This is a genomic window from Veillonella orientalis (genome assembly GCF_018406505.1).
Taxonomy (GTDB): Bacteria; Bacillota; Negativicutes; order Veillonellales; family Veillonellaceae; genus Veillonella; species Veillonella nakazawae.
In genome coordinates, this window is record NZ_AP022322.1 from 143,062 (window position 1) to 167,564 (window position 24,503).

Annotated in this window: 25 protein-coding genes and 1 tRNA gene; 25 read left to right on the forward strand and 1 reads right to left on the reverse strand. The window is 41.4% G+C overall.

Annotation, left to right across the window (positions count from 1 at the left end; genetic code table 11):
* The first annotated feature begins 177 nt into the window (after positions 1-177).
* The 15 genes from hisG (at position 178) to VEIS1202513_RS00635 (ending at position 14,927) form a co-directional block, all read left to right on the forward strand.
* Entirely contained in the window at positions 178-1,779 is a 1,602-nt protein-coding gene (gene hisG / locus VEIS1202513_RS00565) for an ATP phosphoribosyltransferase (RefSeq protein ID WP_213467513.1), read from the forward strand.
* A 47-nt stretch (positions 1,780-1,826) separates the two neighbouring features.
* Positions 1,827-3,104: a histidinol dehydrogenase gene (gene hisD, locus VEIS1202513_RS00570; RefSeq protein ID WP_213467514.1), complete on the forward strand. Its 1,278-nt coding sequence runs from the start codon at positions 1,827-1,829 to the stop codon at positions 3,102-3,104.
* Positions 3,105-3,225: 121 nt separating this feature from the next.
* Complete coding sequence (hisB, locus tag VEIS1202513_RS00575; protein WP_213467516.1) at positions 3,226-3,816, forward strand: imidazoleglycerol-phosphate dehydratase HisB; 591 nt, start codon at positions 3,226-3,228, stop codon at positions 3,814-3,816.
* Between the two features lie 26 nt (positions 3,817-3,842).
* A complete protein-coding gene (gene hisA, locus VEIS1202513_RS00580) occupies positions 3,843-4,562 on the forward strand; it encodes a 1-(5-phosphoribosyl)-5-[(5-phosphoribosylamino)methylideneamino]imidazole-4-carboxamide isomerase (RefSeq protein ID WP_213467518.1) in 720 nt (239 codons plus the stop codon).
* 94 nt (positions 4,563-4,656) lie between these two features.
* A complete protein-coding gene (gene hisF, locus VEIS1202513_RS00585; RefSeq protein WP_213467519.1) occupies positions 4,657-5,415 on the forward strand; it encodes an imidazole glycerol phosphate synthase subunit HisF in 759 nt (252 codons plus the stop codon).
* A 127-nt stretch (positions 5,416-5,542) separates the two neighbouring features.
* Positions 5,543-5,857 carry a phosphoribosyl-AMP cyclohydrolase gene (gene hisI, locus VEIS1202513_RS00590; protein WP_213467521.1) on the forward strand — a complete coding sequence of 105 codons (315 nt, stop codon included), beginning with the start codon at positions 5,543-5,545 and terminating at the stop codon, positions 5,855-5,857.
* A 95-nt stretch (positions 5,858-5,952) separates the two neighbouring features.
* Positions 5,953-6,279, forward strand: coding sequence for a phosphoribosyl-ATP diphosphatase (gene hisE / locus VEIS1202513_RS00595; protein WP_213467522.1), 327 nt, complete (start codon positions 5,953-5,955; stop codon positions 6,277-6,279).
* A gap of 66 nt (positions 6,280-6,345) precedes the next feature.
* On the forward strand, positions 6,346-7,422 hold the full coding sequence (gene hisC, locus VEIS1202513_RS00600; protein WP_213467523.1) for a histidinol-phosphate transaminase: 1,077 nt from the start codon (positions 6,346-6,348) through the stop codon (positions 7,420-7,422).
* Between the two features lie 53 nt (positions 7,423-7,475).
* Entirely contained in the window at positions 7,476-8,102 is a 627-nt protein-coding gene (gene hisH, locus VEIS1202513_RS00605) for an imidazole glycerol phosphate synthase subunit HisH (protein WP_213467524.1), read from the forward strand.
* Positions 8,103-8,114: 12 nt separating this feature from the next.
* The gene (locus VEIS1202513_RS00610) at positions 8,115-8,507 is read left to right on the forward strand and encodes a HisA/HisF-related TIM barrel protein (protein ID WP_105086366.1); all 393 of its coding nucleotides are present in this window, start codon (positions 8,115-8,117) and stop codon (positions 8,505-8,507) included.
* Between the two features lie 246 nt (positions 8,508-8,753).
* Entirely contained in the window at positions 8,754-10,586 is a 1,833-nt protein-coding gene (locus VEIS1202513_RS00615) for a carbon starvation CstA family protein (RefSeq protein WP_105094545.1), read from the forward strand.
* Positions 10,587-10,832: 246 nt separating this feature from the next.
* Positions 10,833-12,110 (forward strand): ammonium transporter, encoded by a 1,278-nt coding sequence (locus VEIS1202513_RS00620; protein ID WP_305847107.1) that lies wholly within the window; start codon positions 10,833-10,835, stop codon positions 12,108-12,110.
* A gap of 38 nt (positions 12,111-12,148) precedes the next feature.
* A complete protein-coding gene (locus VEIS1202513_RS00625; RefSeq protein WP_105086369.1) occupies positions 12,149-12,511 on the forward strand; it encodes a P-II family nitrogen regulator in 363 nt (120 codons plus the stop codon).
* Positions 12,512-12,798: 287 nt separating this feature from the next.
* A complete protein-coding gene (locus VEIS1202513_RS00630; protein ID WP_213467526.1) occupies positions 12,799-14,412 on the forward strand; it encodes an AsmA family protein in 1,614 nt (537 codons plus the stop codon).
* Between the two features lie 119 nt (positions 14,413-14,531).
* Positions 14,532-14,927 carry a hypothetical protein gene (locus VEIS1202513_RS00635; protein WP_005387504.1) on the forward strand — a complete coding sequence of 132 codons (396 nt, stop codon included), beginning with the start codon at positions 14,532-14,534 and terminating at the stop codon, positions 14,925-14,927.
* Between the two features lie 137 nt (positions 14,928-15,064).
* Here VEIS1202513_RS00635 and VEIS1202513_RS00640 read toward each other — a convergent pair whose 3' ends face one another.
* Positions 15,065-15,811 carry a stalk domain-containing protein gene (locus VEIS1202513_RS00640; RefSeq protein WP_213467528.1) on the reverse strand — a complete coding sequence of 249 codons (747 nt, stop codon included), beginning with the start codon at positions 15,809-15,811 and terminating at the stop codon, positions 15,065-15,067.
* A gap of 300 nt (positions 15,812-16,111) precedes the next feature.
* Between VEIS1202513_RS00640 and queF the strand changes: the two genes are divergently transcribed.
* From queF to hydE, 10 genes are all read left to right on the forward strand, one after another.
* Positions 16,112-16,609, forward strand: a complete 498-nt coding sequence (gene queF, locus VEIS1202513_RS00645) for a preQ(1) synthase (RefSeq protein ID WP_213467529.1) — start codon at positions 16,112-16,114, stop codon at positions 16,607-16,609.
* A 175-nt stretch (positions 16,610-16,784) separates the two neighbouring features.
* Positions 16,785-17,471, forward strand: a complete 687-nt coding sequence (locus VEIS1202513_RS00650) for a hypothetical protein (RefSeq protein WP_244856274.1) — start codon at positions 16,785-16,787, stop codon at positions 17,469-17,471.
* A gap of 213 nt (positions 17,472-17,684) precedes the next feature.
* On the forward strand, positions 17,685-18,599 hold the full coding sequence (gene cysK, locus VEIS1202513_RS00655; RefSeq protein WP_155086845.1) for a cysteine synthase A: 915 nt from the start codon (positions 17,685-17,687) through the stop codon (positions 18,597-18,599).
* A 100-nt stretch (positions 18,600-18,699) separates the two neighbouring features.
* On the forward strand, positions 18,700-19,308 hold the full coding sequence (gene epsC / locus VEIS1202513_RS00660) for a serine O-acetyltransferase EpsC (RefSeq protein ID WP_213467531.1): 609 nt from the start codon (positions 18,700-18,702) through the stop codon (positions 19,306-19,308).
* Between the two features lie 96 nt (positions 19,309-19,404).
* Positions 19,405-19,495 (forward strand) — tRNA-Ser (locus VEIS1202513_RS00665).
* A 203-nt stretch (positions 19,496-19,698) separates the two neighbouring features.
* Positions 19,699-20,451 (forward strand): hypothetical protein, encoded by a 753-nt coding sequence (locus VEIS1202513_RS00670; protein WP_213467532.1) that lies wholly within the window; start codon positions 19,699-19,701, stop codon positions 20,449-20,451.
* Between the two features lie 19 nt (positions 20,452-20,470).
* A complete protein-coding gene (locus tag VEIS1202513_RS00675; protein WP_213467534.1) occupies positions 20,471-21,730 on the forward strand; it encodes an Nramp family divalent metal transporter in 1,260 nt (419 codons plus the stop codon).
* A gap of 260 nt (positions 21,731-21,990) precedes the next feature.
* Positions 21,991-22,593, forward strand: coding sequence for a hypothetical protein (locus VEIS1202513_RS00680; RefSeq protein WP_213467535.1), 603 nt, complete (start codon positions 21,991-21,993; stop codon positions 22,591-22,593).
* On the forward strand, positions 22,571-23,314 hold the full coding sequence (locus VEIS1202513_RS00685) for a YaaA family protein (protein WP_213467536.1): 744 nt from the start codon (positions 22,571-22,573) through the stop codon (positions 23,312-23,314). The genes VEIS1202513_RS00680 and VEIS1202513_RS00685 overlap by 23 nt, the downstream gene beginning before the upstream one ends.
* Positions 23,301-24,437, forward strand: coding sequence for a [FeFe] hydrogenase H-cluster radical SAM maturase HydE (gene hydE / locus VEIS1202513_RS00690; protein ID WP_229025314.1), 1,137 nt, complete (start codon positions 23,301-23,303; stop codon positions 24,435-24,437). Before VEIS1202513_RS00685 ends, hydE begins: the two co-directional genes overlap by 14 nt.
* The last annotated feature ends 66 nt before the right edge of the window (positions 24,438-24,503 follow it).

The following is a 24,503-nucleotide window of genomic DNA, read 5'->3' on the forward strand; positions in this document are numbered from 1 at the left end:
TAACAAAGTAAAGCGATAAAATAGAAAAGTATCGATATAGGTAAATTTTTTCTCATAACAAACTGAATAGCTAGATGACTTAAACCGTCATATAACTTAAGTGGTTAATACAGATGACATATAGCATTCAAAAACATGAGAAATGATATAGATCAAATGATAGAAAGGATGTTTACGATGGAACAGCAGCAATTACCTACGGGGTTCCGTGATGATATAGGGGTCGTAGCCGAGCGCAAGGATGATGTGAGCCAATATGTGCTCGGTTTATGTCGTAGCCGCCAGTACACTAAGATCTCTACGCCTCTTGTAGAGTACAAGGATGTATTCAATGGCTATGCAATGGGCCGCGGTCAGCATATGTACGAGTTCATGGATAGTTCGGACGCGTCCGTCGTAATTCGTCCTGATTTGACCATGCCGATTGGGCGTTTCTTGGCCACCACTAATATTGAATTGCCTCGCACGTTCTACTACTTAGGCGATGTGTTTATGAAAAATAAAAAGCACCGCGGCGATGTGAACCAAGTAACACAAGGCGGCATCGAGATGGTTGGCTATGAAGGTATTGAAGCAGAGCAAGAGTGCTTTGCCATCATCAAAGAGGTAAACGAAACCCAGCTTGGTAATAACTTATTGCTTGAGATTGGGGACGCTCGTTTCTCTCGTGCTATCACCGATGCGTTAGGCCTTAGTGATGAGGAAAGAACAGAGCTATTAGACGCTTTGTTTACTAAATATTTACCACGCTACAACGAGTTGATTTCTGACTTTAAAAATAGTGCGTTATATCCATTCTTAACTGTATGGCCTCGCTTGTTTGGGACGGTCCGAGATATTAAGGATGAGCTCAACCAAATCATCTTGCCAGCAGCGGCGCAACGTATATTAGATAATCTCATCGATATGGCTAACCAAGTGGCTCAAACAGGCCAACAGGTTCGTATCGACGTGTCTACAGAACCGCTTCAATCTTATTACACAGGCCTCACCTTCAGAGGTTATGTGGATGGTGTGTCCCAATACATCGTCAGCGGCGGTCGTTATGATGGCTTGTTATCTAGCTTTGATGGTACACCGATGCCGGCCGTTGGGATGGCTTTTAATATTGATGTGTTGACAGATGTGACCTTGAATGGTGAAAGCAACAATCAAGATAATGGCAAATTGCGTATCGCTCTTACAAAGGGTCGTGTAGAGAAGGATTTTATTCCTCTCTTAGAAGCTTGTGGTATCGATTGTGAGCCGTTGCGCAACAAGGCGCGTAAGCTCATCATTCCATTGGGCGATGCCATTGAGGTTATCCTCGCTAAAGGGCCTGATGTAACAACATACTTGAAAAATGGTGTAGTAGACCTCGGCATTGTTGGTAGTGATGTACTAGATGAGCAAGATGATACGAGCTATGAAATGCTTGATCTACAAACGGGCAAATGCCAATTTATATTGGCCTCTTTGGCTGGCTATAACCCTAAAGAAGGGCGCCGTCAACGAATTGGTACGAAATATCCAACCATTACGAAACAGTACTTTGGAGCGCAAGATGTAGAAATCATCAAAATTGAAGGTTCCGTTGAGTTAGCACCTCTCGTAGGTCTCGCGGATGCTATCGTAGATATTACAGAAACGGGCACAACATTGCGTGAAAACAACTTAGAAATCTTTGACTGGCTACAAAAGATTTCTACCCGCTTAGTAGCTAATCCATTAGCACTAAAACAAAAGAGAAATACCATTTTTAAACTTATAGATCAGCTTTCAGAAGCCATTAATAAATAAGAGATAGAACTAATAGTGCGAATAGCATATAGGAAGAAGGACATTTGATGAAAATTTATAAGGAATCATTAGATACGATGCTCAGTATCGTACGAGATTATACACAACAAACTACAGATATGGAAATTGAACGCCGCGTGTACGATATCATTGCTGATGTTCGCACTAATGGTGATGCGGCCTTAAAGGCATACTCTGAAAAATTCGATGGTGTATCTATCGAAGACTTCAAGGTGCCTCAAGAGGAAATCGATGCCGCTTATGAGTCCTTATCTGATGATTTAAAGGCCGCATTATTAAAAGCAAAGGCTAATATTACAGAGTTTCACAGTCGTGAAATCGAGCAAGGCTTTGTGGACATGGATACACCGGGCATCATCCGCGGTCAAAAGGTGATTCCATTGGCTCGCGTTGGCCTTTACGTTCCTGGTGGTACAGCAGCATATCCTTCTACTATTATCATGACTGCGTTACCAGCTAAAATTGCAGGCGTTAAAGAAATCGTTATGGTCACACCTCCTCAAAAGGACGGCATCAATCCTGCTGTTTTGGGTGCTGCCAAGCTTGCTGGCGTTGATGCGGTATACCAAGTAGGTGGTGCTCAAGGCGTGGCGGCCCTTGCATATGGTACTGAAGGTATTCCAAAGGTGGATAAAATCGTAGGCCCTGGTAATATTTACGTTGCTACAGCAAAGCGCCAAGTGTTCGGCCAAGTTGATATCGACATGATTGCTGGCCCTAGTGAAATCGGCGTTATCGCTGATGATAGTGCTAATCCAGTACACCTTGCAGCAGATCTTTTGTCCCAAGCGGAACATGATCCTCGGGCGCGAGCTATTATGGTTACTACTAGTGAAAGCCTAGCAAATGCTGTATCCGATGAGGTAGAACGTCAATTGAAATTGTTGCCTCGTGAAAGCATCGCTCGTCCAGCTATTGAAAATAACAGTTATATTGCCGTTATGGACAGCGTTGAAGACATGTTTACGGTTATGAATGAAGTGGCGCCAGAGCATTTAGAAATCCAATTACCAGATCCAATGAACTATATGAGCCTCGTTCAAAATGCAGGTTCTGTATTCCTTGGTGCCTATGCATCTGAGCCATTGGGCGACTACGTAGGCGGTACAAATCACGTGTTGCCAACAAGTGGTACAGCACGCTTCTCCTCTCCGCTTGGTGTATATGATTTCGTGAAACGTACATCCTTTACACAATTTACAAAAGAACGGTTAGAAGAAGTGGCAACACACATTACTACATTAGCTCGTACAGAAGGCCTTGAAGCACATGCTCGCGCCATCGAAGTACGCTTTGAAAAATAGTGTATATAAATAGATTAGATTATATATTTGGAGTCTATATTTAAATACTGATTTAAACATAGATTGAAATAGCAATTAGAAATATAGATTGTAACAATAGATTTGGAGTATAGAGGTCGTTATGATACGCACAGGTACGGTGCAACGCACCACGCAAGAAACAGATATTACAGTAGAACTTACCCTTGATGGGGCGCAAACGAGCTCCATCTCCACAGGGATTGGATTTTTTGACCACATGTTGACGCTGCTGGCGAAACATGGACGATTTGGCCTTGTAGTTGAGGCAAAGGGCGATACATATGTGGACGCTCACCATACGGTTGAAGATATCGGTTTGGCGTTAGGTCAAGCTTTGGTGAAAGCCCTTGGCGATAAGGCATGCATCGAGCGTTACGGCGATGCATGGGTTCCTATGGATGAAGCACTAACACAAGTTGTAATCGACTTGAGCGGCCGTCCATACCTCGTGTTCCAAGGCGAATGGAGCACTCCAGTTCTTGGGGGCAACTTTGAAACAGAGCTAGTGGAGGATTTCTTCCAAGCGTTAGCCATGAGCGGAGCTATGAATTTACATGTTCGTAATTTATATGGTCGCAATACGCACCACATTATTGAAAGCATGTTTAAGGCTACAGGCCGTGCGTTGCGCAAGGCTGTTACTATTAACCCAGATATTCAAGGGGTAAATTCTACAAAGGGCGTTATTTAATATAGTCATTTAATAAAGGAGAACCTATGATTTTTCCAGCTATAGATTTACAAGATGGTCGCAGCGTTCGCCTCTATAAAGGTGACTTCGCGCAGGAAACGGTTATCAATCCTGATCCAGTGGACCAAGCAAAACAATATGAAGATGCCAAGGTAGGCGCACTCCACCTCGTCGATTTAGATGGTGCTAAGGCGGGTAAGCCTGTTAACGTAGACATTGTAAAAGCAGTGCGTCAGGCTTTCACAGGCATCCTTGAAATCGGTGGTGGCATCCGCGATAAAGTGGCTGTTGACCTCTATTTAGGTTTAGGCGTAGACAGAGTTATCTTAGGTTCTGTAGCCCTTAAAAATCCTGAGCTTACGAAACAGGTTATCGCTGAATATGGTGCAGAGCGCATCGTTATCGGTGTAGACGGTAAAAATGGAAAGGTCGCTGCTGAAGGTTGGCTCGATCAATCCGATGTGCCTATGACCGATTTAATCGGTGCCATGATTGAAGGCGGAGCAAAGTACTTTATCGTTACCGATGTGGACCGGGACGGTACCATGCAGGGGGCTAACGAAGACTTGCTCGGTGATTTGCAAAAAACATTCCCTACAGCTCGCATCGTCGCTTCTGGTGGTGTTCGTAATTTAGAAGATATTAAATCCCTTGAAGCAAAAGGCGTCATGGATAGTATCGTCGGTAAAGCGCTATATGAAGGAACGATTACATTAGAGGAAATCGCTGAGTATAACCAACGATAATTATAGATACGACAGTATTGTGTTTGCTTTATACTATATTGTATAGCATGATGGACGGAAATATATTGAGTAATACTCAATGGAGAGGAGATTTATGTTAGCGAAACGGATTATTCCGTGCCTAGATGTGGATGATGGGCGCGTTAAAAAAGGGGTTAACTTTGTTAACCTCATAGATGTAGGTAGCCCCGTAGATATTGCGGCCTCCTATGAACAGCAACAGGCTGATGAATTAGTATTCTTAGATATTACGGCTACCGTTGATGCACGGACCACCATGCGCGACGTGGTGCAAGAGATTTCTTCTCAGGTTTTTATGCCACTCACTGTTGGTGGTGGTATCAAGACCGTTGAGGATATGACGGCCTTGCTGAAAGCTGGTGCCGATAAGGTGTCTTTGAACTCGGCAGCTCTTGCAAATCCTGAACTCATCACCGAAGGAGCTCAAAAGTTTGGTAACCAATGTATGGTAGTGGCTATCGACGTAAAAACAGACGAAGAAACTGGCGAATGGTATGCGTACACGCATGGTGGACGTAAGCGCACTGAATGGAAAGCTCTCGATTGGGCGAAGGAAGCCGTGTCTCGTGGCGCAGGTGAATTGCTCGTAACGAGCATGGACAAGGACGGTACTAAATCTGGCTTTGATATTGAACTATATAAGGACATTGAAGCCGTTGTAGATGTACCTATCATCGCATCAGGCGGTGCCGGCAAGGTTCAAGATTTTATAGACCTCTTTGAACAAACCGGCGTTACTGGTGCACTGGCGGCATCTATCTTCCACTTTGGAGAAATTAAAATTCCTGATCTTAAAAATGAATTACGAGCTCGAGGAATTACTGTACGATAAAGAATGTTCTATAACTATAGCTGAAATAATTACACTACGGTAAAGAGATTGAATACCTACCGTATGTTAAAGGTACTAAATAAAATATTGAATTTTGAAAAGATTACTTGTATTAAAGGATTACAATATGAAACCGGATTTTGAAAAGGGAAATGGCTTATTGCCAACGGTTGTGCAAGATGCAGATACAAAAGATATCCTCATGGTGGCGTGGATGAACGAAGAAAGCTTTCACAAAACACTAGAGACAAAGGAAACGTGGTTTTGGTCTCGTTCTCGTCAGGAGCTATGGCACAAGGGCGGTACGAGCGGCAATGTGCAACATGTGGTGAGTATGGCCCTCGATTGCGATGGCGATACCTTGCTCATTCAAGTGAAACCGGAAGGCCCTGCATGTCACACGGGGCGTACAAGCTGTTTCTTTAATGATGTAGAGTCATAGCGGTCCATAAGAGAACAATAATGGCAGTCAATGGAATCGGCATAATAGGATAGACAAAAGAGAATATAAATATAAGAGATATAACGGAGTTAGATATGGCACAGCAAACATTGAACGAATTATACGAAATTATTAAGAACCGCAAGGCTCAACCTAAGGAAGGTTCTTATACGAATTACTTATTTGATAAAGGGCTCGATAAAATCTTGAAAAAGGTAGGCGAAGAGGCTACTGAAGTTGTCATCGCTGCAAAGAACGAAGACCCTCAAGAATTGATTTACGAAACCGCAGATGTGTTGTATCACTTGCTAGTATTACTAGCAGAGAAAAATATTCCTTACGAAGCCATCGAGACAGAGCTTGCGAGCCGTGAAGGGGTAGTGAGCAAGACTACAGATCGCCCAGAAATTACGAATTTATAATGAACACCGTATTGTGAGCTTACATAGGTTCATATGAGTTAAGAAAATAGTTAGAAAGGATAGCTTATGAAAGAGATAATTCGCACATTGAAACCTTATATACCTGAGGAACCGGCTGCAGCGGTGAAGGAACGCCTCGGTGTGGAGCGCTTGGTGCGTTTGTCTGCCAACGAAAACCCATATGGGACCTCTCCATTGGTGCGTGAAGCTATCCTTAGCTATGTAACATATAATGATGCTAACTATTATCCTGATGGGAATGCCACTGATTTGCGCCTAAAATTAGCAGAGTATTGGAAGGTACAACCAGAACAACTTGTTATTGGTGTAGGCCTCGATGAGGTCATCGCTATGGTCAATAAAACATTGATAAGCGCTGGCGACTCCATCGTGGTAAGCGTACCTGCTTTCTCCGAGTATGCATTAAATGGCCTTGTGGAAGGTGCTGAAATTCGCGAGGTTGAGGCCGATTTTGAAACAGGTCATTATGATTTCTCTGCCCTTGTGAAAGCAGTGGATGAAACAACACGCCTCGTGTGGATTTGTAATCCTAACAATCCAACAGGAACCTATGAGTCTGTTGAAGATATTCGTAAATTCGTAGCTGCTGTACCTAAGGAAACATTGGTCATCATCGATGAGGCATATATTGATTTTGTTACCGCTGTAGCAGTTCCTACAGCACGAGCGCTTTTAGATGAGTTCCCTAATGTAGCTATCATGCGTACCTTCTCCAAGGCATATGGCCTTGCTAATTATCGCGTAGGCTATATGATGACACCTGTAGAGTTGGCTAATTACATGCAAACTATCCGCTTGCCGTATAATCTCAATACCTTGTCCCAAGTGGCTGCAGAAGCTGCTTTTGAGGATCAAGCATTCCTAAGAAGAACAGTTTCTCAAAATGCAGAGGAACGGGCAAAATGGGAGAGTCTATTTGATGAATTAAACATTCACTACTATAAGAGTGAAGCGAACTTTATTTTCTTTACTGTACCTGATGCGGAAGGCTTAGCTGATGCTTGGCTAAAAGAAGGATATCAAGTGCGCCGGGGACAACGGGATGGTTGGTTGAGACTTACCATTCCTATGGCTCAAGATGGAGCTGTTATGCGCGGTATATTAAAAGAATTCATGAATTAATCTGTATAGGATACATCAGATATACTAATTAAGGCTGTTGAAAGGAGCGTATTATGATTGCTATTATAGATTATGATGCGGGTAATACATTTAATGTCCAGAAAGCGTTGGCCTATATCGGACTAGATGCAGTGCTAACAGCAGATCCGAATGTCATATTAAATGCTGATGGTGTTCTCTTACCAGGTGTAGGTGCCTATGCATCGGCTGTAGCCGTTCTCAAGGATCGAGGCCTCGTCGATGTCATTCAGGAAGTGGTAAAACGAGAAATACCGCTATTAGGTATTTGCTTGGGTATGCAACTACTATTTGAAGAGTCCGAAGAATATGGACCCACTCCAGGTTTAGGTCTCATTCCAGGAACGGTAAAAGAAATTCCTCGCGACCTTGGTCTTAGCGTGCCTCACATGGGGTGGAACAAAAATACAGTACACCATCCAGATAGTGCTTTCAGCAATGTAGACGATCAATATACCTATTTCGTTCATTCCTATTATGTAGATACTGCCCCTGAGTTTATTACATCTACTGCAAACTATGGTATCGATGTACCAGGTGTTGTTGAGCGTGGTAGAGTATATGGGATGCAATTCCATCCTGAAAAAAGTGGTGTGGTAGGTCTAAATCTATTGCGTGCATTTGGCAATATTACGGAAGCCTGTGTAGCGGCGAAAAAATAAGAGGGTAACTCTATGTTAGCGAAATGTATTATCCCTTGCCTCAGTGTGGCAAATGGTCGTGTTCAGAATGGCGTTCAATTCCGTGATATGGTAGATGCCGGCGATCCTGTAAAATGTGCAGAAGAAGCGGTAGGCCATGATGCAGGTGAGTTATTGGTAACGAGTATCGATAGGTATGGCATGGGGCTTGGCTTTGATATTGAATTATATCAAGCTTTAGCAGAGGTTGTGGATGTACCTGTAACAGTCTTTGGTGGTGCTGGAAATATACAGCATTTTGTGGATTTATTTACAAAGACGAATGTAACTGAAGCTCTTGTAGGGGCGTTGTTACATAACAAAGTTTTAACTATAAAAGATATTAAAAAGGCCCTTCATGAATCAGGAGTCGTAGTAAGACAATAGATAATTACTATCAAAATAAAACGATAAAAGCATTCTCTAAGTAACGGAGAATGCTTTTTGGTTATGTCTTTAACTCATAATGTACATCTAAAATGAGAAATTGATAATTGACACTTCTATGTTTAGATATACAATATTATTGTAAGTACTAAAAGTTTTGAGAGCCAATGTGGCATGGATGTGCAAAAGATTTATCAGATATTTTTATATAACACCATGTCACACAAGACAATTGGAGGTGTTTATATGGTTATGAATGGTATTTACTTAGTTATAGCCTCCGCGTGTATTCTAATTTTAGCGTACCGCTTTTATGGGGCTTTCATAGCGGCGAAAGTATTAACATTGGATGAATATCGTCCAACGCCAGCTATGGTCCACAATGATGGTCACGATTACGTGCCAACTAACAAATGGGTAACATTTGGTCATCACTTTGCAGCGATTGCTGGTGCAGGCCCTCTTGTAGGTCCTGTTATCGCAGCCCAGTTCGGGTATTTACCTGGTGCATTATGGATCCTTATCGGTTCTGTATTAGCCGGCGCTGTACATGACATGGTTATCTTATTCGCATCCGTTCGCTATGATGGTAAATCTATTGCGGATATTGCACGGGAAGAAATTAGTAAATTCGCTGGTTTCGGTGCTATGCTAGCTACATTGTTCCTATTGATCATCACCCTTGCTGGTATGGCCGTAGTAGTAGCTAACGCATTGCATAACTCCCCATGGGGTTTCTTCTCCGTATTTGCTACAATTCCAATCGCTATTTTCATTGGTATTTATTTGAAATGGTTGCGTCCTGGTAAAATTCAAGAAGCAACTATTATCGGTGTAGCGTTGATCTTCGCAGCTATTATCTACGGTCCAAACGTAGCAGCTAGTGAATACGCTTCTTGGTTTACATATGACTTGCAAACCATCGAAATCATGCTTGCCGTGTATGGTTTCTTTGCAGCAGCATTGCCAGTTTGGTTATTGCTTGCTCCTCGTGACTACTTGTCCACATACCTTAAAATCGGTACAATCGGCGCATTGGCTCTTGGTATTATCATCGTAATGCCTGAAATTCAAATGCCAGCTGTAACTCCTTACATCTGGGGTGGCGGTCCTGTATTGAAAGGTTCTGTATTCCCTTATATCTTCATTACTATCGCATGTGGTGCGTTATCTGGTTTCCATACTGTTATCGCAACAGGTACAACACCTAAAATGCTTACTAATGAAAAAGAAATCTTGCCTATCGGTTATGGTGCAATGTTAACAGAAGGCTTCATCGCTATGATGGCGTTGATTGCCGCAACTGCATTGCATCCAGATGATTACTTTGCAATCAACTCCACTGTTGAATCCTTCAAAGCATTAGGCCTTCAAGTTCATGAATTGCCAGCATTGTCTGCGATGGTTGGCGAAGATTTGATGCACCGTCCTGGTGGCGCCGTATCCCTTGCAGTAGGTATGGCTCATATCTTCTCCAGATTGCCTAACATGGATCACTTGCTAGGTTACTGGTATCACTTCTGTATCATGTTCGAAGCATTGTTTATCATGACTTTGATCGATGCTGGTACTCGTGTAGGTCGTTACTTACTTCAAGAATTATTAGGTCATTTCCATCCTAAATTCAACGACCAACATTGGGCTCCTGGCGTTTATGGTTGTGCAGCTTTAATTTGTATTTTGTGGGGCTACCTAGTTCTACAAGGTAACATCGGTATTATCTGGCCTTTATTCGGCGTATCTAACCAATTATTAGGTACTATGACATTAGCTGTAGGTACTACAGTTATCATGCGACTTGGCCGCAAACGTTATGCATGGGTAACAGGTATTCCTTGTATCCTTATGGCTATCGTTGCTATCGCTGCGGACTTTGAAAACGTATTTAACAGCTATATCCCAGCTGGTAAATGGATCCTAGTAGCATTCAGTGCTGCTATGTTCCTCATGATCCTTATCGTATTGGTAGAAGCTGTACGCAGCTGGATTCGCTTGTCCAATATTCCTCAAGATTATCGTACACAAGCTGAAATCGAAGCTGAAAGCCTTGTAAAATACGGTAAAGAAGCAAAAGCATAATAGCTTGTTTTATTAAATATTTAAAAGAGCACTCGTTATGAGTGCTCTTTTTTTAGATAATTAGTATGTTTCATAGAAATTTATGGGATTGAAAATAAAATTCTATAGAATTTGTTGACATACATTATAATCTAATATACGATGTATGTAGTGATGTATATTACTACAATAAAATAGTTAGGTAACGGCGCCTTGCATGCAGAGTTTCTGCGAGCAAGGCGCTTTTTGTATGGAAAGGAGTTTCTTATGGTCAATATGATTGATACGGGCAACACAGCATGGGTCTTGTTATGCACTGCCTTAGTATTCTTTATGACACCTGGTTTAGCGTTGTTTTATGGTGGGATGGCGCGTAGTAAAAATGTGCTAGGTACGATCATGCAGAGCTTCTTTTTGATTGGTGTCATCTCTGTTGAGTTTATTTTGATAGGCTATACATTGATTTTTGGTGATGATCTACATGGCATCATTGGCGACTTTAGTAAATTTGGCCTTGGTGGTGCGGAGACAGCAGTCTTAAGTGATACACATATTCCTGAACTTGCCTTTGTAGCATTCCAATGCATGTTTGCTGTTATTACGCCAGCCATCATGAGTGGCTCTATTACAGGGCGTATGCGCTTTGCCCCCTTTGTAATATTCGCTTTACTATGGTCTATCTTTGTATATAATCCGATGGCCCATTGGATTTGGGGCGGTGGATTCCTCAGCGATTTAGGCGCATTAGACTTCGCCGGAGGGCTTGCGATTCACGTGTTGTCCGGTGTATCTGGTTTGACATTATGTATGCTGCTAGGCCGTCGTCGCGGCTATGGACGCATGCCTATGCTGCCTCACCATTTGCCGATGACAATTCTTGGGGCCGCTATTTTATGGTTCGGTTGGTTTGGGTTTAATGCAGGATCTGCTCTTGGCGTAGGCTTCCTTGCGGCTAATGCAGTGTTAACTACACAAATCTCTGCAGCTGTTGGTATTGTAGGATGGGTGCTAGTAGAAATGATGCATCGCGGTAAACCTACTGTGTTAGGGGCTGCCTCTGGTGGGGTGTCTGGGTTAGTAGCTATTACACCAGCTGCAGGCTTTGTAACGCCTATGGCCGCCATTATTATTGGCTTTATTGGGGCAGTCGTATGTTACCTAGCGGTAGCGATCATTAAAAATCGCCTTGGCTATGATGATTCTCTTGATGCCTTTGGTATTCATGGTGTAGGCGGTACATGGGGCGCTATTGCTACCGGTTTATGGGCTACCACAACTATTAATCCAGATGGGGCGAATGGGTTGTTCTATGGTGGTTTCTTGTTAGGTCCTCAATTGCTTTCACTCGTGATTGCCTATGTATTTGCTATTGTAGGTACATTTATACTATTTAAAATCGTTAGCGCTTTCATGGACATGCGTGTTAGCATTGGTTCTGAATCACTAGGTATTGATATTAGTGAACATGGAGAAGGCGCTTATAATCAATCTGAATTTAAAAGCTCAGGTCGTTTTATTTCGTCCAATCAAACGTCCTTGTTATGATTTGTGAATGATAGATAGTACTTGTAGGAGATAAATATATGAAACGGATGAAAAAGGTAGATATTATTGCTCGTGCTGAGCAACTAGAGGATTTAAAAGAGGCCTTAAACAAGATTGGTATTCAAGGTATGACAGTATCACAAGTCTTTGGCTGTGGTCTACAAAAGGGCCATACCGAAGTATATCGGGGCCAACAATACGATGTGAATCTCATCCCTATGGTAAAAGTAGAAACCGTTGTGTGTGATGTGCCTGTGGATCTTGTAATGGACACAGCGCGAAACACATTGCAAACAGGTGAAGTAGGGGATGGTAAAATTTTTGTATACGATGTAGAAGACGCTATGCGTATACGAACAGGCACAAGAGGTACCAAAGCCGTAACCGATGACGAAGCATAACAACTGAATTCTTAAATAGAAAAGAGACGAGATTTAATCTCGTCTCCTTTCTATTTCCCTTTTCTAGATAATACTTCATAGCCTTATTATTAGCATTTAGAGAATAGTTTTATTTTGATTGGACATCTTTATAACTAATGTTATGAAAAGGAGAGCCTATACCGGATAAGCGACTTAGCTCGCTTTGGAGCGAAGAAGGTATAGGCTCTCCTTTTCAATCTAAATGTAGTAATATTACAAGACCAATCAAAATAAAACTCACATCCTCAACATGATATAATAAGGCTATGAAACATTATATACGTTCCTATTGGACAAAATATAAACAATTGTATAAGAAAGGCTTAAAAGGTATTGCTACTTTTCTTGCCATTGGAGCGATTATAGTCTTTGTGCTCGCTACGATAGCAAGCCGTGGGATGGGCGTTATTTTTAACGAGGTAATGGCTCGTCAAACGATGATGAGAGGGACTGTAACGGTAGAGAGTTTAACTGCAACACCGTGGGGGACATTATCCTTTACTGACTTGGTATGGAAGGATCCAGAAGGCCGAGAGTTACTCACAGTTCCAGACGGAAAGATTCGCGTTAATATGTGGGACGTAATAACACGGAATTTTAAGGCCTCTGCTATAAACGGAATCGAGCTAAATGATGCGACCATTGTAGTCGATTTAGACGATAACAACCGTCTTGACTTTGTGCCTGCTTCACCTGATGTAAACAAGCCAATCAATGAGGTAGGGCCGCGACCTAAACCTCCTAAAAAGACGACTCAAGAGCGGCAGGAGGAACTGGGCAAGAAGGTTCGTAACTTTAATTGGAACGGTCAACATTTAAATCTTACGATTACATTGAGAAATAACCAGCTGGAAATCTTTCAGAAAAATCGTCACTATGTAATGAGGAACGTGAATTCTAAGATACATCTTGATAGTAACCGTGCTATTCGTATTGATATGGAAACGGGGAAGTTCGGTGGCACAGCCATTGGTGATGGTCTTACACTAAAAGGTCGTATTGATCTAAAGGATGTATTAAAGCATCGCATGCCTCAGTTAGACTTGCAGTTTGATGTAAAGGGTGTGGACCCATCATCACTCGGTTTTGGCGATAATATCCACGATGCAATGACCTTGCTGACAAAAGTAACAGGTGATTTTAATCGTCCATTGGCTAAAGGTCGTGTAACGATGCCTGTTTTACGAATTCCTGCGCTTACCTTTGAAAATGTAGTAGGCGATGTAACGTACCAAGACGGCATTTTGAACTTTGAAAATGTAAATGCCAATGTATACGGTGGAAAGCTAGAGGCAAAGGGCATATATAACTTAGATACTCGAGCTTATACGATTACAGGGATAGCAAAGGACCTTGATAGTAGTGAGGCTCTTAAAACACCTGAATTTGTTGTACCGGTGTCGGCTAATTTGAACTTTAAAAGCGAGGGCCAGCCTCGTGACATGGAGGTGTGGGGAAATTTCTGGTCTGGTGAAGGCCATTATATGCTCATTCCTATTAAAAATATTACAGGAAACTTTCACAATAAAGGACGTCATTTATCCTTTAGTGATGTGACAGTTAATACGAATATTACGACTATTTCTACAGATGCGTTGCGTATCGATAATGGGCAGCTCACCATGGGGCCTCTCAACATTACATCCCATGGGGGTAGTAATTTTATCCTCTACGACGAATCCTTCGATGAGATCGATGAGAATATGGACCGGATTAAAGCGGGGATGAAGCAAGCTGGTGAAAATAGTAAACGTGCCTCTGAGTCAGCTAAAGGTATAGATAGCATCAAGGTTCCCGATGATGTAAAAGAATCTGTTGGTGATGTAAAACGCCAAATGGATGAGGTGAAAGATGCTTTCAAAGGTATCAAAATAAAGTGATAAATGAAAGATAAATGATATTAACTCTCTTTCATTGTGCGTTTATTTAGATAGTTTATAATAAATCTCCGTTATCATAATTTTTGATAAAATACTTTTGTGTTATTTGGAGGTTTTTTATGAAAGCATCAAAACAATTCTCTATCGTTTTGGCCGCAGCTGTACTTGCTTTTGGCGCTGTTACAGTAGCACCACAACAAGCAGACGCTTCTTATGGCTACAAATATACTGATTCCCAACGTCCACCAGTATCTACTCCAACAGGTTATGTTAATCCAGCCATGGGTTCTACAGTAACTGTTACAGATCCTGCACCTACTACAAATAAATTGACTACTCCTAAAGCTAGTACTACTATTGAAAACATTACTGTGACTAATGTTGCACCAAAATACTCTGATTACAATGATATTGCAGCATACTCTCTAGCAGTAGCTGACTATTTCATGGCGAAGATTATGGCTATATATGGTAATGGTAATACAGCTCTTAACCGTTATGGTTTTGGCAGATAATATAGCCATCAAATTTAGTAAAACTAATTTCGGATAACTATATATGCTATATAATAAAAAGGTCCCGTATGGGACCTTTTTATTTGCATAAATTTTTTAATGCGTTGAGAGCTTGCTCAACAATCTCTTAATTTCGGTTATCGATCTAATCCGTTAGCACGTTGGTATTCAGATTTGTCTGTAGATTGAGCTTGATCGTCTGTAGTTACAGTATCTTTAGCTAAGGATTTCTTAATTTTAATAAGAGGTTTTTCTGTAGCCTTTGGATCTTCTTTTTTCTTTACATCATTTTGAGATGGTGGCAAGAATGTGTTGAGTTCATTCTTGTGAGTTACCTCTGTATTTGTAGTAGATGCTAATTGTGCGCGTTGAGGGGCGATGAAGATTTCGTCCTTTGTAATTTTTACATCGTTCAATAATAATTTGAATACTTGAGGTTTTACAAAGATAGTACCATCTACCTTGCGAGCTGCAGGCAAGAAGGATTCAGAAGTATCAAGGTTGATAATCTTCAATTTGCCATGGCGCACTACCTCTGCAGAATCAGGTTGGATAGCTAATGTAGCGATATTCATGTCTACTAATGCTGTTTTAGTAGGCTCATCCCATGCTACCTTATAGCCTAAAGCTTCAGATACTTGGCGCAATGCTACGAGTGGTTGACCATCTACATAGATTACGTTTTGTTGACCGTTGATAGGTTCAACAACCTTGCCATCTACATTGATATGATGAGCAGTGGTAACAGATGCTGGTTTTTCAAGGTTCATAGCTGGACCTGGATTCTCCATGCCGATGGCTGCTTGTGCAGGTTGTACTGCGCCAAATGTGAAAGCTAGTGCACCTACAGCGATGCTAGATAAAATAAGCTGTTTTAATTTCATAAGGGACCTCCATAAGGTGTTATATTTCTCTGAATGTATTAACCTTACCAAATGTATATGAATATTTTATTATAAATTTTAATTTTATACAATCTATATGTGGGCGCAATCTAATTGAACTAGATTATGGGGATAGGATAGTTTATTTAGAGATGTAGGATGGACTGGTCATTTAACTATAGTCTGAAATCGTTTATCTCTATAAGTTGTGTATTCTTTTATATGCTATAATTAAGTGTTACATGAATTATTCAATATATCTAATTATAGAGTTCTAGAATGTATAGAAAGAGGTTCCTTATGGCATCCGGCAGATCTGAAAAAGAGTTACAAGGGGTAACGATGTTAGGTCACAAGACCGATTACCCAACTGATTATGCACCACAGGTGTTAGAGGCGTTTGATAACAAGCACCCTGATAACGATTACTTTGTTAAATTTAACTGTCCTGAGTTCACAAGCTTGTGCCCTATGACAGGTCAACCAGACTTTGCGACCATTTACATTTCTTACGTACCAGATAAGAAAATGGTAGAGTCCAAGTCTTTGAAATTATATCTATTTAGTTTCCGCAATCACGGGGACTTTCACGAGGACTGCATCAACATCATCATGAAAGACCTTTTGAAGTTGATGGATCCTAAGTACATCGAGGTATGGGGCAAGTTTACGCCGCGTGGTGGTTTGTCCATCGATCCATACGCAAACTACGGCAAGCCTGGTACAGATTGGGAAAAGACGGCAAAAGAGCGCCTTCATTTCCATGATATGCAGCCTGAGCGCGTAGCATACCGTTAATATGGCATACGAATATTTAACAATGGTCACATCGTTCATAATGTTTTTTATGATCGGTGTGATCTTGTCTATACACCCTGCATCCATAATCGTAGGGGAGCATACGAAGTTATCACATCTGAGTCGATGGACTCGGTGGAATGGGTATCTTATTTTTATATTGACCCTGTTTATTGTGGATGTACTCATAACGAATGGCCTATATGCTGTATTTTATGATGTGTATGGCAATCTATCTGTTCTGCGTGAGCTGGCTATTGATCCGATGGCTATATTCTTTAGTGAAAGCTTCCAAATAGGCGTTGTTATCGTCTTTGTTCTAGTGTTGCTACAAGTGTTAGGTCTCGTCGATTTGGCTCATGGTGAAAGAAACTTATCGTTTCACTATGACCAACTGCATCAAGGTAAAGAACAACCTTCCTGGATGGAACAGTACATGGCCCATGAAAAGGGCGGGTTGGGCTTAGCTATTGTAGGATTGATTTACATGTTGCGGATGACCATGAGAACTATGTGGCCTTATATTATATGCCTTATATGGTTCAAGCTTATAGCGATGCTTGCTAATGTGCTACTTTCACCAGTCATCAATCGGTTAATGCATGTTGAAACGATGACATCAACGCATATCATACTAGACCCTTATGTAGCGATATATGTGATAGCAGGATTCCTGTGGGGCTATGTAGCGCTACACTATGACATAGATAAGGCGTATAATGTAGCGAATAGTACCGTGATAGCTATCGTTCCGCGACTTACCGTTATACTAGGGACAGTCATCTTTATCGGACTCGCGCTAGTTATTATTATGGTGCCTGTTACTTGGGGTATGGTGGTAGACACACTGACAAAATTATAAATAAACCTAGTTATTTCCTATATTTTTAGGGCTTTAAAAGCGGTTCTCATTCTCTTGACAATGCATAGATGCAGGTGATAGAGTATGATTGTATTTATGAGAATACACAAATGGTTATATCCAGTGTATAGAGAATAACAAGGTGAAATTCATATCGTCCTTGGGATGTTCCTGAGGACGATTTTTATCATCTATCACCAAAAGGAGAATCAGATGAGTATAGTCACAAATCAAACAACTGAACTGATTGGTAAAACTCCGGTATATCAATTACCAAATACCAATATTTATGTAAAACTTGAAAAATATAATGTAGGCGGTTCTGTGAAAGATCGCGCAGTACTTGGTATGTTGCAAGATGCTAAGGAAAAAGGACGCCTTCACGAGGATAGCATCATCGTAGAGGCTACAAGTGGCAATACAGGTATTGCTCTTGCCATGGTGGGCGCTATCTTACATATTAAAACTGTAATTATTATGCCTGAAAGCATGAGTAAAGAACGTCGTGAACTTATTAAGGCGTACGGTGCACAGCTCATCTTAACACCAAAAGAAACGGGCATGAAGGGCGCTCTTGAACGAGCAAATGAAATCTTAGAAAAATATCCTAATGCGTTTACTTTAGGCCAATTTGTAAATCCTGCGAATCCAGATATACATTACCGTACTACGGGCGCTGAAATCGTAGAACAAGTGCCCAATGTAGACGTATTTGTGGCAGGTATCGGTACAGGTGGTACTTTCACAGGTGTTACTAGACGATTGAAAGAGCATAATCCGAATCTAAAATCTATCGCAGTGGAACCAACAGGATCTCCGGCTATTACAGAAGGCAAGGGTGGTCCTCACAAAATTCAAGGTATTGGTGCGGGCTTCATTCCAGAGAACTTCGACCAAAGCTTGATGGACGGCGTACAAACTGTAAGTGATGAAGAAGCTTTTGGCGAAGTACAAACCTTTATGCGTGAAAGCGGTGTTTCTATTGGACTTTCAGCGGGGGCAGCCATCGTAGCAGCTAAGCGCATTGCACGAGAAGAACCAAAGGCGAATATAGTGGTTATTGCACCAGATGGGGTAGAAAAATATTTATCCCTCTTGGATTTTGCTAATAACGAATATGTAAAATAACGGATTTCGCATAGATAAAACATCATATGTATAGGAATACAGACCACATATGTTGTATACTATATGTTATATGAGTAGAGTTATTTGAGATGGAGTCACTATGATGCAAGGTTTGCGTGAATTATGGGGCAAAATTCAATATAATATTAAGCGCGTAATGGATTCTGACCCAGCCGCAACAAGTGTGTGGATGGTTATTTGGACGTATCCACATATTACGGCCTTATTCTGGCATTTCTTTGCGCACCGCCTCTATAAGGCGGGGTGGCCAACCTTGGCGCGTCGTGTGGCATTACATTCTCGTCACGTAACGGGCATTGAAATTCACCCAGGGGCAACGATTGGCCGCGGTTTATTTATTGACCATGGTATGGGCGTTGTAATCGGTGAAACCGCCATCGTAGGGGATAATGTAACACTATTCCACCAAGTTACACTAGGGGGGATGTCCTCTAAACAGGTAAAACGTCATCCAACAATCGAAGACGAAGTGCTCATCGGTACAGGCACAAAAATCTTAGGGGATATTACCATTGGTGCGCGCACAAAAATCGGTTGTAATCTTGTTATTAAACATGATATCCCTAAAGACATGGTTATCTTTGAAACAGATCCAGAAAATATGTATGTCCGTAAACCTCGTCGTACTAATAACGGTAAGTCGGAGGAAAAGAAAATTCCCGATGGCTACATAGAATACTATATTTAATATAGTAGTAAAACAAATCTGGTTCATCGAATCCATGTTGAAATAATACAATTGACAATGCCTTATTGGGTATGATATGATTACCCAGTAAAGCATGGAGGATTACTCAAGAGGCTGAAGAGGACGGTTTGCTAAATCGTTAGGGCGGGTTACCGTCGCTAGGGTTCGAATCCCTAATCCTCCGCCATGCTGAGACCTCACATCACGCGATGTGAGGTCTTTTTGTTTATTGTAATATTTACTAGGTATGGACCTTAATGTGTAAGAACTCAAATGAGTTTAAGGTCTTGTAAATATTGATGTATACAGGCGTGTAAGGTTATAGAGTTGACGTATGACAAGGGGTTTCATATAATAGATTGTACAAAATGTAATTTTAAGGAGACTCTTATGAATACAAAATATACACGTCACATACATTTACTTCGTCGCGCTGTTGGCATCGGTACATTATGTCTCGTTGCCTCTGTTGGTTTCGTTCATGCTGAAAGCATTGCTATTCCAAGTGCACGTCCTATGATGGACGGTGTGAGTGCTGATGTAGAAACGGTTAGTAGCTCTAGCAAAGTACAACACCATGTGAGTACAGGTGTAATTACACCAAGTGATTGGACGTATACAGCGTTACAAACACTAATTAAGCACGGTGCTATTACAGATACACATGGTTTTGTTTTTGATGGTAATACAAGCTATACAAAAGATGAGCTTATGCCTCTTATTGATGAGGTAGTAACAAAACGTGAACAAATGAATGAAAACGATCGTCAATATGCATTGCGTATTTACCAAGAAAATATGCGTGATGTGATGGACTATCGGATTGCTCGCGATAAGAAAATTACTCAAGACCGTCGTCAAAAATTAGACGAAAAGCGTGCTGAAAAGGCTAAGAAATCTGGTAAAACATACCAAGTATCTAAATCTCAACAAGATGCTTTAGATACGGCTAATGATGAGGTAGCAAAACCAGAGGAGCGCGCTTTAACTGATGAGCAAATCAAAGAAAAGATGAAGAAGTTCAAAATTGATGATTCTCGCGTTAAAGTAAATAATAATGTGCGCATCCGTTATACAGGTGGTAAGGATAGTAAATCCAAAACCGATGCTCGCATGCAAACGGAGATGACCTTTACTCTATAACCCTTTATAAGGAGTTATAATGATTGATTTCTTAAAGAAACAGTTGTTTACTGTTCACCAAAATGGTAAGCACCAGGTGAGCGAGGTCTTTAAATTTATAGGGCCTGGCATTATCGTAACTGTAGGGTTTATCGACCCTGGCAATTGGGCGGCTAATCTTGCGGCTGGGGCCAGTTATGGTTACGAACTTTTATGGGTAGTAACACTATCTACGATTATGCTGATTTTATTGCAGCATAATGTGGCTCATTTAGGCATTGTACGGGGCCAATGCTTATCAGAATGTGCCTATGAATTCTTGCCTCCCTATGTATCGCGATTTGTGTTGAGTACAGCGGGCATTGCAGCTGCGGCGACGGCATTGGCTGAATTTATCGGCGCTGCTATTGCATTGAAAATGCTCTTTGGCATTCCGCTTCTGATAGGTAGTGTATTAACGGCCGTTATATGTACTGTTATGCTCATTACAAACTCCTATCGAAAACTGGAGCGGATTATTGCAGGTTTTGTATCCCTTATTGCATTGGCCTACCTCGTTGAGGTCAATATGGTCAATGTAGACTGGGCGGCAGCAGGCATTGGGTGGGTAGATCCTAAGATTCCGAATGAATCGATGCTCGTTATTTTGAGTATCTTAGGGGCTGTTATTATGCCTCACAATTTGTTCTTGCACTCAGAAATTATCCAAAGTCGCCAGTTCAACACGCAAGATCCTTCTGTAATGAAGCGCCAATTGCGTTATGAATTTCTAGACACTCTATTATCTATGGGTATTGGATGGATGATTAACTCTGCCATGATCTTATTGGCGGCATCCGTGTTCTTTGCTCATGGCATTGAAGTAACCGAGCTTGAACAGGCGGAGGAGTTGTTACGACCTCTCATTGGCCCTGCAGCAGGTACTATCTTTGCTATCGCATTGCTCTTTGCGGGCTTTGCATCGTCTGCTACGGCAGGTATGGCAGGGGCGAGTATCTTTGCCGGCATGTTTGGTGAGTCTTACGATATGAAAGACTTCCATACTCGATTAGGCTTGGCTTTAACATACATTCCGGCATTGCTGTTGATTGTATTTGTTACTGATTCATTCCAAGCATTGTTGATCTCTCAAATGTTTTTGAGTTTGCAACTACCTATTACAATTTTCTTGCAGCTCTATATGACGAGTAGCCGTAAGGTGATGGGGCAATATGCGAACCATAAATATACGAATGTACTATTATGGGGCATTGGTATTGTTGTTACTGTTATGAATATTTACCTACTCATTGTAGGGTAATAGGAAAAGACCGCGTTAGCGGTCTTTTTTGTATAATAGATGTTCAAAAATCATAAAGTTACATTAATCATAAAGTTACATTAATCATGTAACATTGTTTTATTAGAATTACTTTGTCATATAACTGGTATAGTTGTTATGTAAAAAGTGTATCCATGAATAACCATGTGGGCTGTAAAATATGTTACAATTAAAGATAGTATAAATCCTGTAGGGAACATTCCCTCACCAGTGTAATAGATAGAAATTAGGAGGACCTAATGGCAGACGAAGTAAAAGTACAAGATGCAATGCAATCTGATTTTAGTGTTGTAGTAAACGACATTGCAGAGGAATTATTAACGCGCCTAAATATGGATGAGGATGGCTCTGTTATCGACATGTTCCAAACAGGTTCTTTTGATCCTTGGCAATTATTCGTGTTCTTTGGCGCTTTAGAAAAAGCTCTCGTTGATTTTAGAACTGATAAACGCAAGAAAACAGTTATTGTTCACGCCCAACCTGAGGCTCTTATCGGCATTGGTCGCGTGGTAACACCTGTATCTACTATGCTCGAACACGTTCTAATGTCTCGATTGAACGACATGAGCGAAGGTCGTCTAGAAACTGGCATGCTTACAGTATCTGCTGGCAGCATCGACTACGAAGGTGTAAATTTAAAAGGTCGTCACGTTGTTATCGTATGCGATCTTGTAGATGAAGATTCTGATTACCTTAAAGAATGCATTAATTTATGTAAAGAAATGAAAGCTAGCCATGTAGTGGCTGTGCCTCTTATGTTGTGGAATCCTGAGTTGATCGACAATTTGACAGAGGAAACTATCAAGGCGGAATTATCCCATGAAAATCGTCCTCTCTCCTAGTAAGACTAAAACGATTACTACTGTTGACAATAATGGGGCAGTACATACTGCGGTTCAAGACGGTCAATTTCAACCGCACATTACGCAAGACCTTGTAAAACATGTACAGTCCCTAGATGTGGCGGCCCTTGGTAAGGCTTTGAAACTCAAGGATGATAAGGCGCAGGCTCTCTTTGATTTTTATCAAGATTTTGCGTCTCATCCTGTAGGGCTTGCTTGTGAAAGCTACGATGGTATTGCTTTCAAATATTTGGATTGGGGCAACCTATCTGATGAGGCTAAGGTCTTCGGTGAAAGCCATCTTGTTGTAATGTCTGCCTTGTACGGCGTTGTAGAGCCAACAATGGGTGTTAGAGACTATCGTCTCGATATGGTCGATAAGATAGGCATTAACTTATATGACACGTGGCGTGAAGCGGTAGATGCCTACTTTCACAAGGAAGATTGGATTCTCAATCTAGCATCTAAAGAATATGCCAAAATGGTAAACCATCCAAAGGTAGTGACCGTTGAATTTTGGGAGTTACGAGGCGATGCATTTAAACAGATGAGTACGTCCTCAAAAATGAGTCGCGGTGTGATGGCTCACGAATGTTTAACTCGACAAGTGAAACATGTGCGGGATTTGCCGCGCGAAGTGAATGGGTTTACCTGTGTCACTGACATAGATTCCATTACTATACCAAGCGAATCGATGACGGTTCGTTATGAAAGGAAGTGATTGTTTGCAAGTGCAAGATATTCTTGCTAAAGATCTCGTTGGCGATGAATGGCTAACCGAGGAAGAATTGCGATTTCTCATGTCTGTAACTGATGAAGACGAGTTGCAGTTAATATATAAAAAGGCTTATGAAGTAAAGGCAAAATATGTACAGCCTGTAGCGTATTATCGGGGCCTCATTGAGTTCTCGAACCGATGCATCAAAAACTGTAATTACTGCGGTATCCGTCGTGAAAATGATAAGACGGAACGCTTTGATATGAATCGTGAAGACATCATTAAGATGGCACAGTGGGCCTATGACCATGAATATGGCTCTATTACACTCCAATCTGGTGAACGCAGTGATGATATATTCGTCGATTATGTAGTAGATCTCATTCGCGATATTAAAGCCATTGGCGATGGTTCCCTGGGCATTACGATGTGCGTAGGGGAACAAAGCGAAGAGGCGTACCGCCGCATGCGTGAAGCCGGTGCGAGCCGTTATTTATTGCGCATTGAAACAACAAATAAAGAACTGTATCATAAAATTCATCCTCAAGATGAATTGCACTCCTTTGAAACGCGCGTTGAATGCTTACGTCGTTTGCGTCGTGTAGGCTTCCAAGTAGGTACAGGTGTCATGATTGGTTTGCCGGGCCAAACAGAGGAAGATTTAGTGAACGATATCTTATTCTATCGTGATATGGATATCGACATGATCGGCATGGGTCCGTATGTGGTACATCATGATACGCCCCTAGGCCAAGAAGCATTAGCGATGGGCATCGATGATGAAGCTGGTAAATTGCGCCGTATTCAATTAGGCCTTAAGATGATTGCTTTAACCCGCTTATTCTTGAAAGATGTCAATATTGCAGCTACTACTGCATTACAAGCTTTGGATAAACTGGGCCGTGAAAAAGGCCTTGCTGCAGGTGCCAATATATTGATGCCTATCATTACCATTCCGGAACATCGGGCAAAGTATTTGTTATATGATAACAAACCTTGTGTAGATGATAATGCAGATAAATGTAAAGACTGCTTAACGCGCCGCGTTATGTCCATCGGTGATACCGTTGGGTGGAAGCAAAATGGTGACTCCAAACACTACGGTAAACGGACGGGAGAGTTTTAGCTTTCTCTGTGTAGCTAATTCATTGATTCTATTATAAGTTTTGGGGTAGTTTTACCTATATATAGA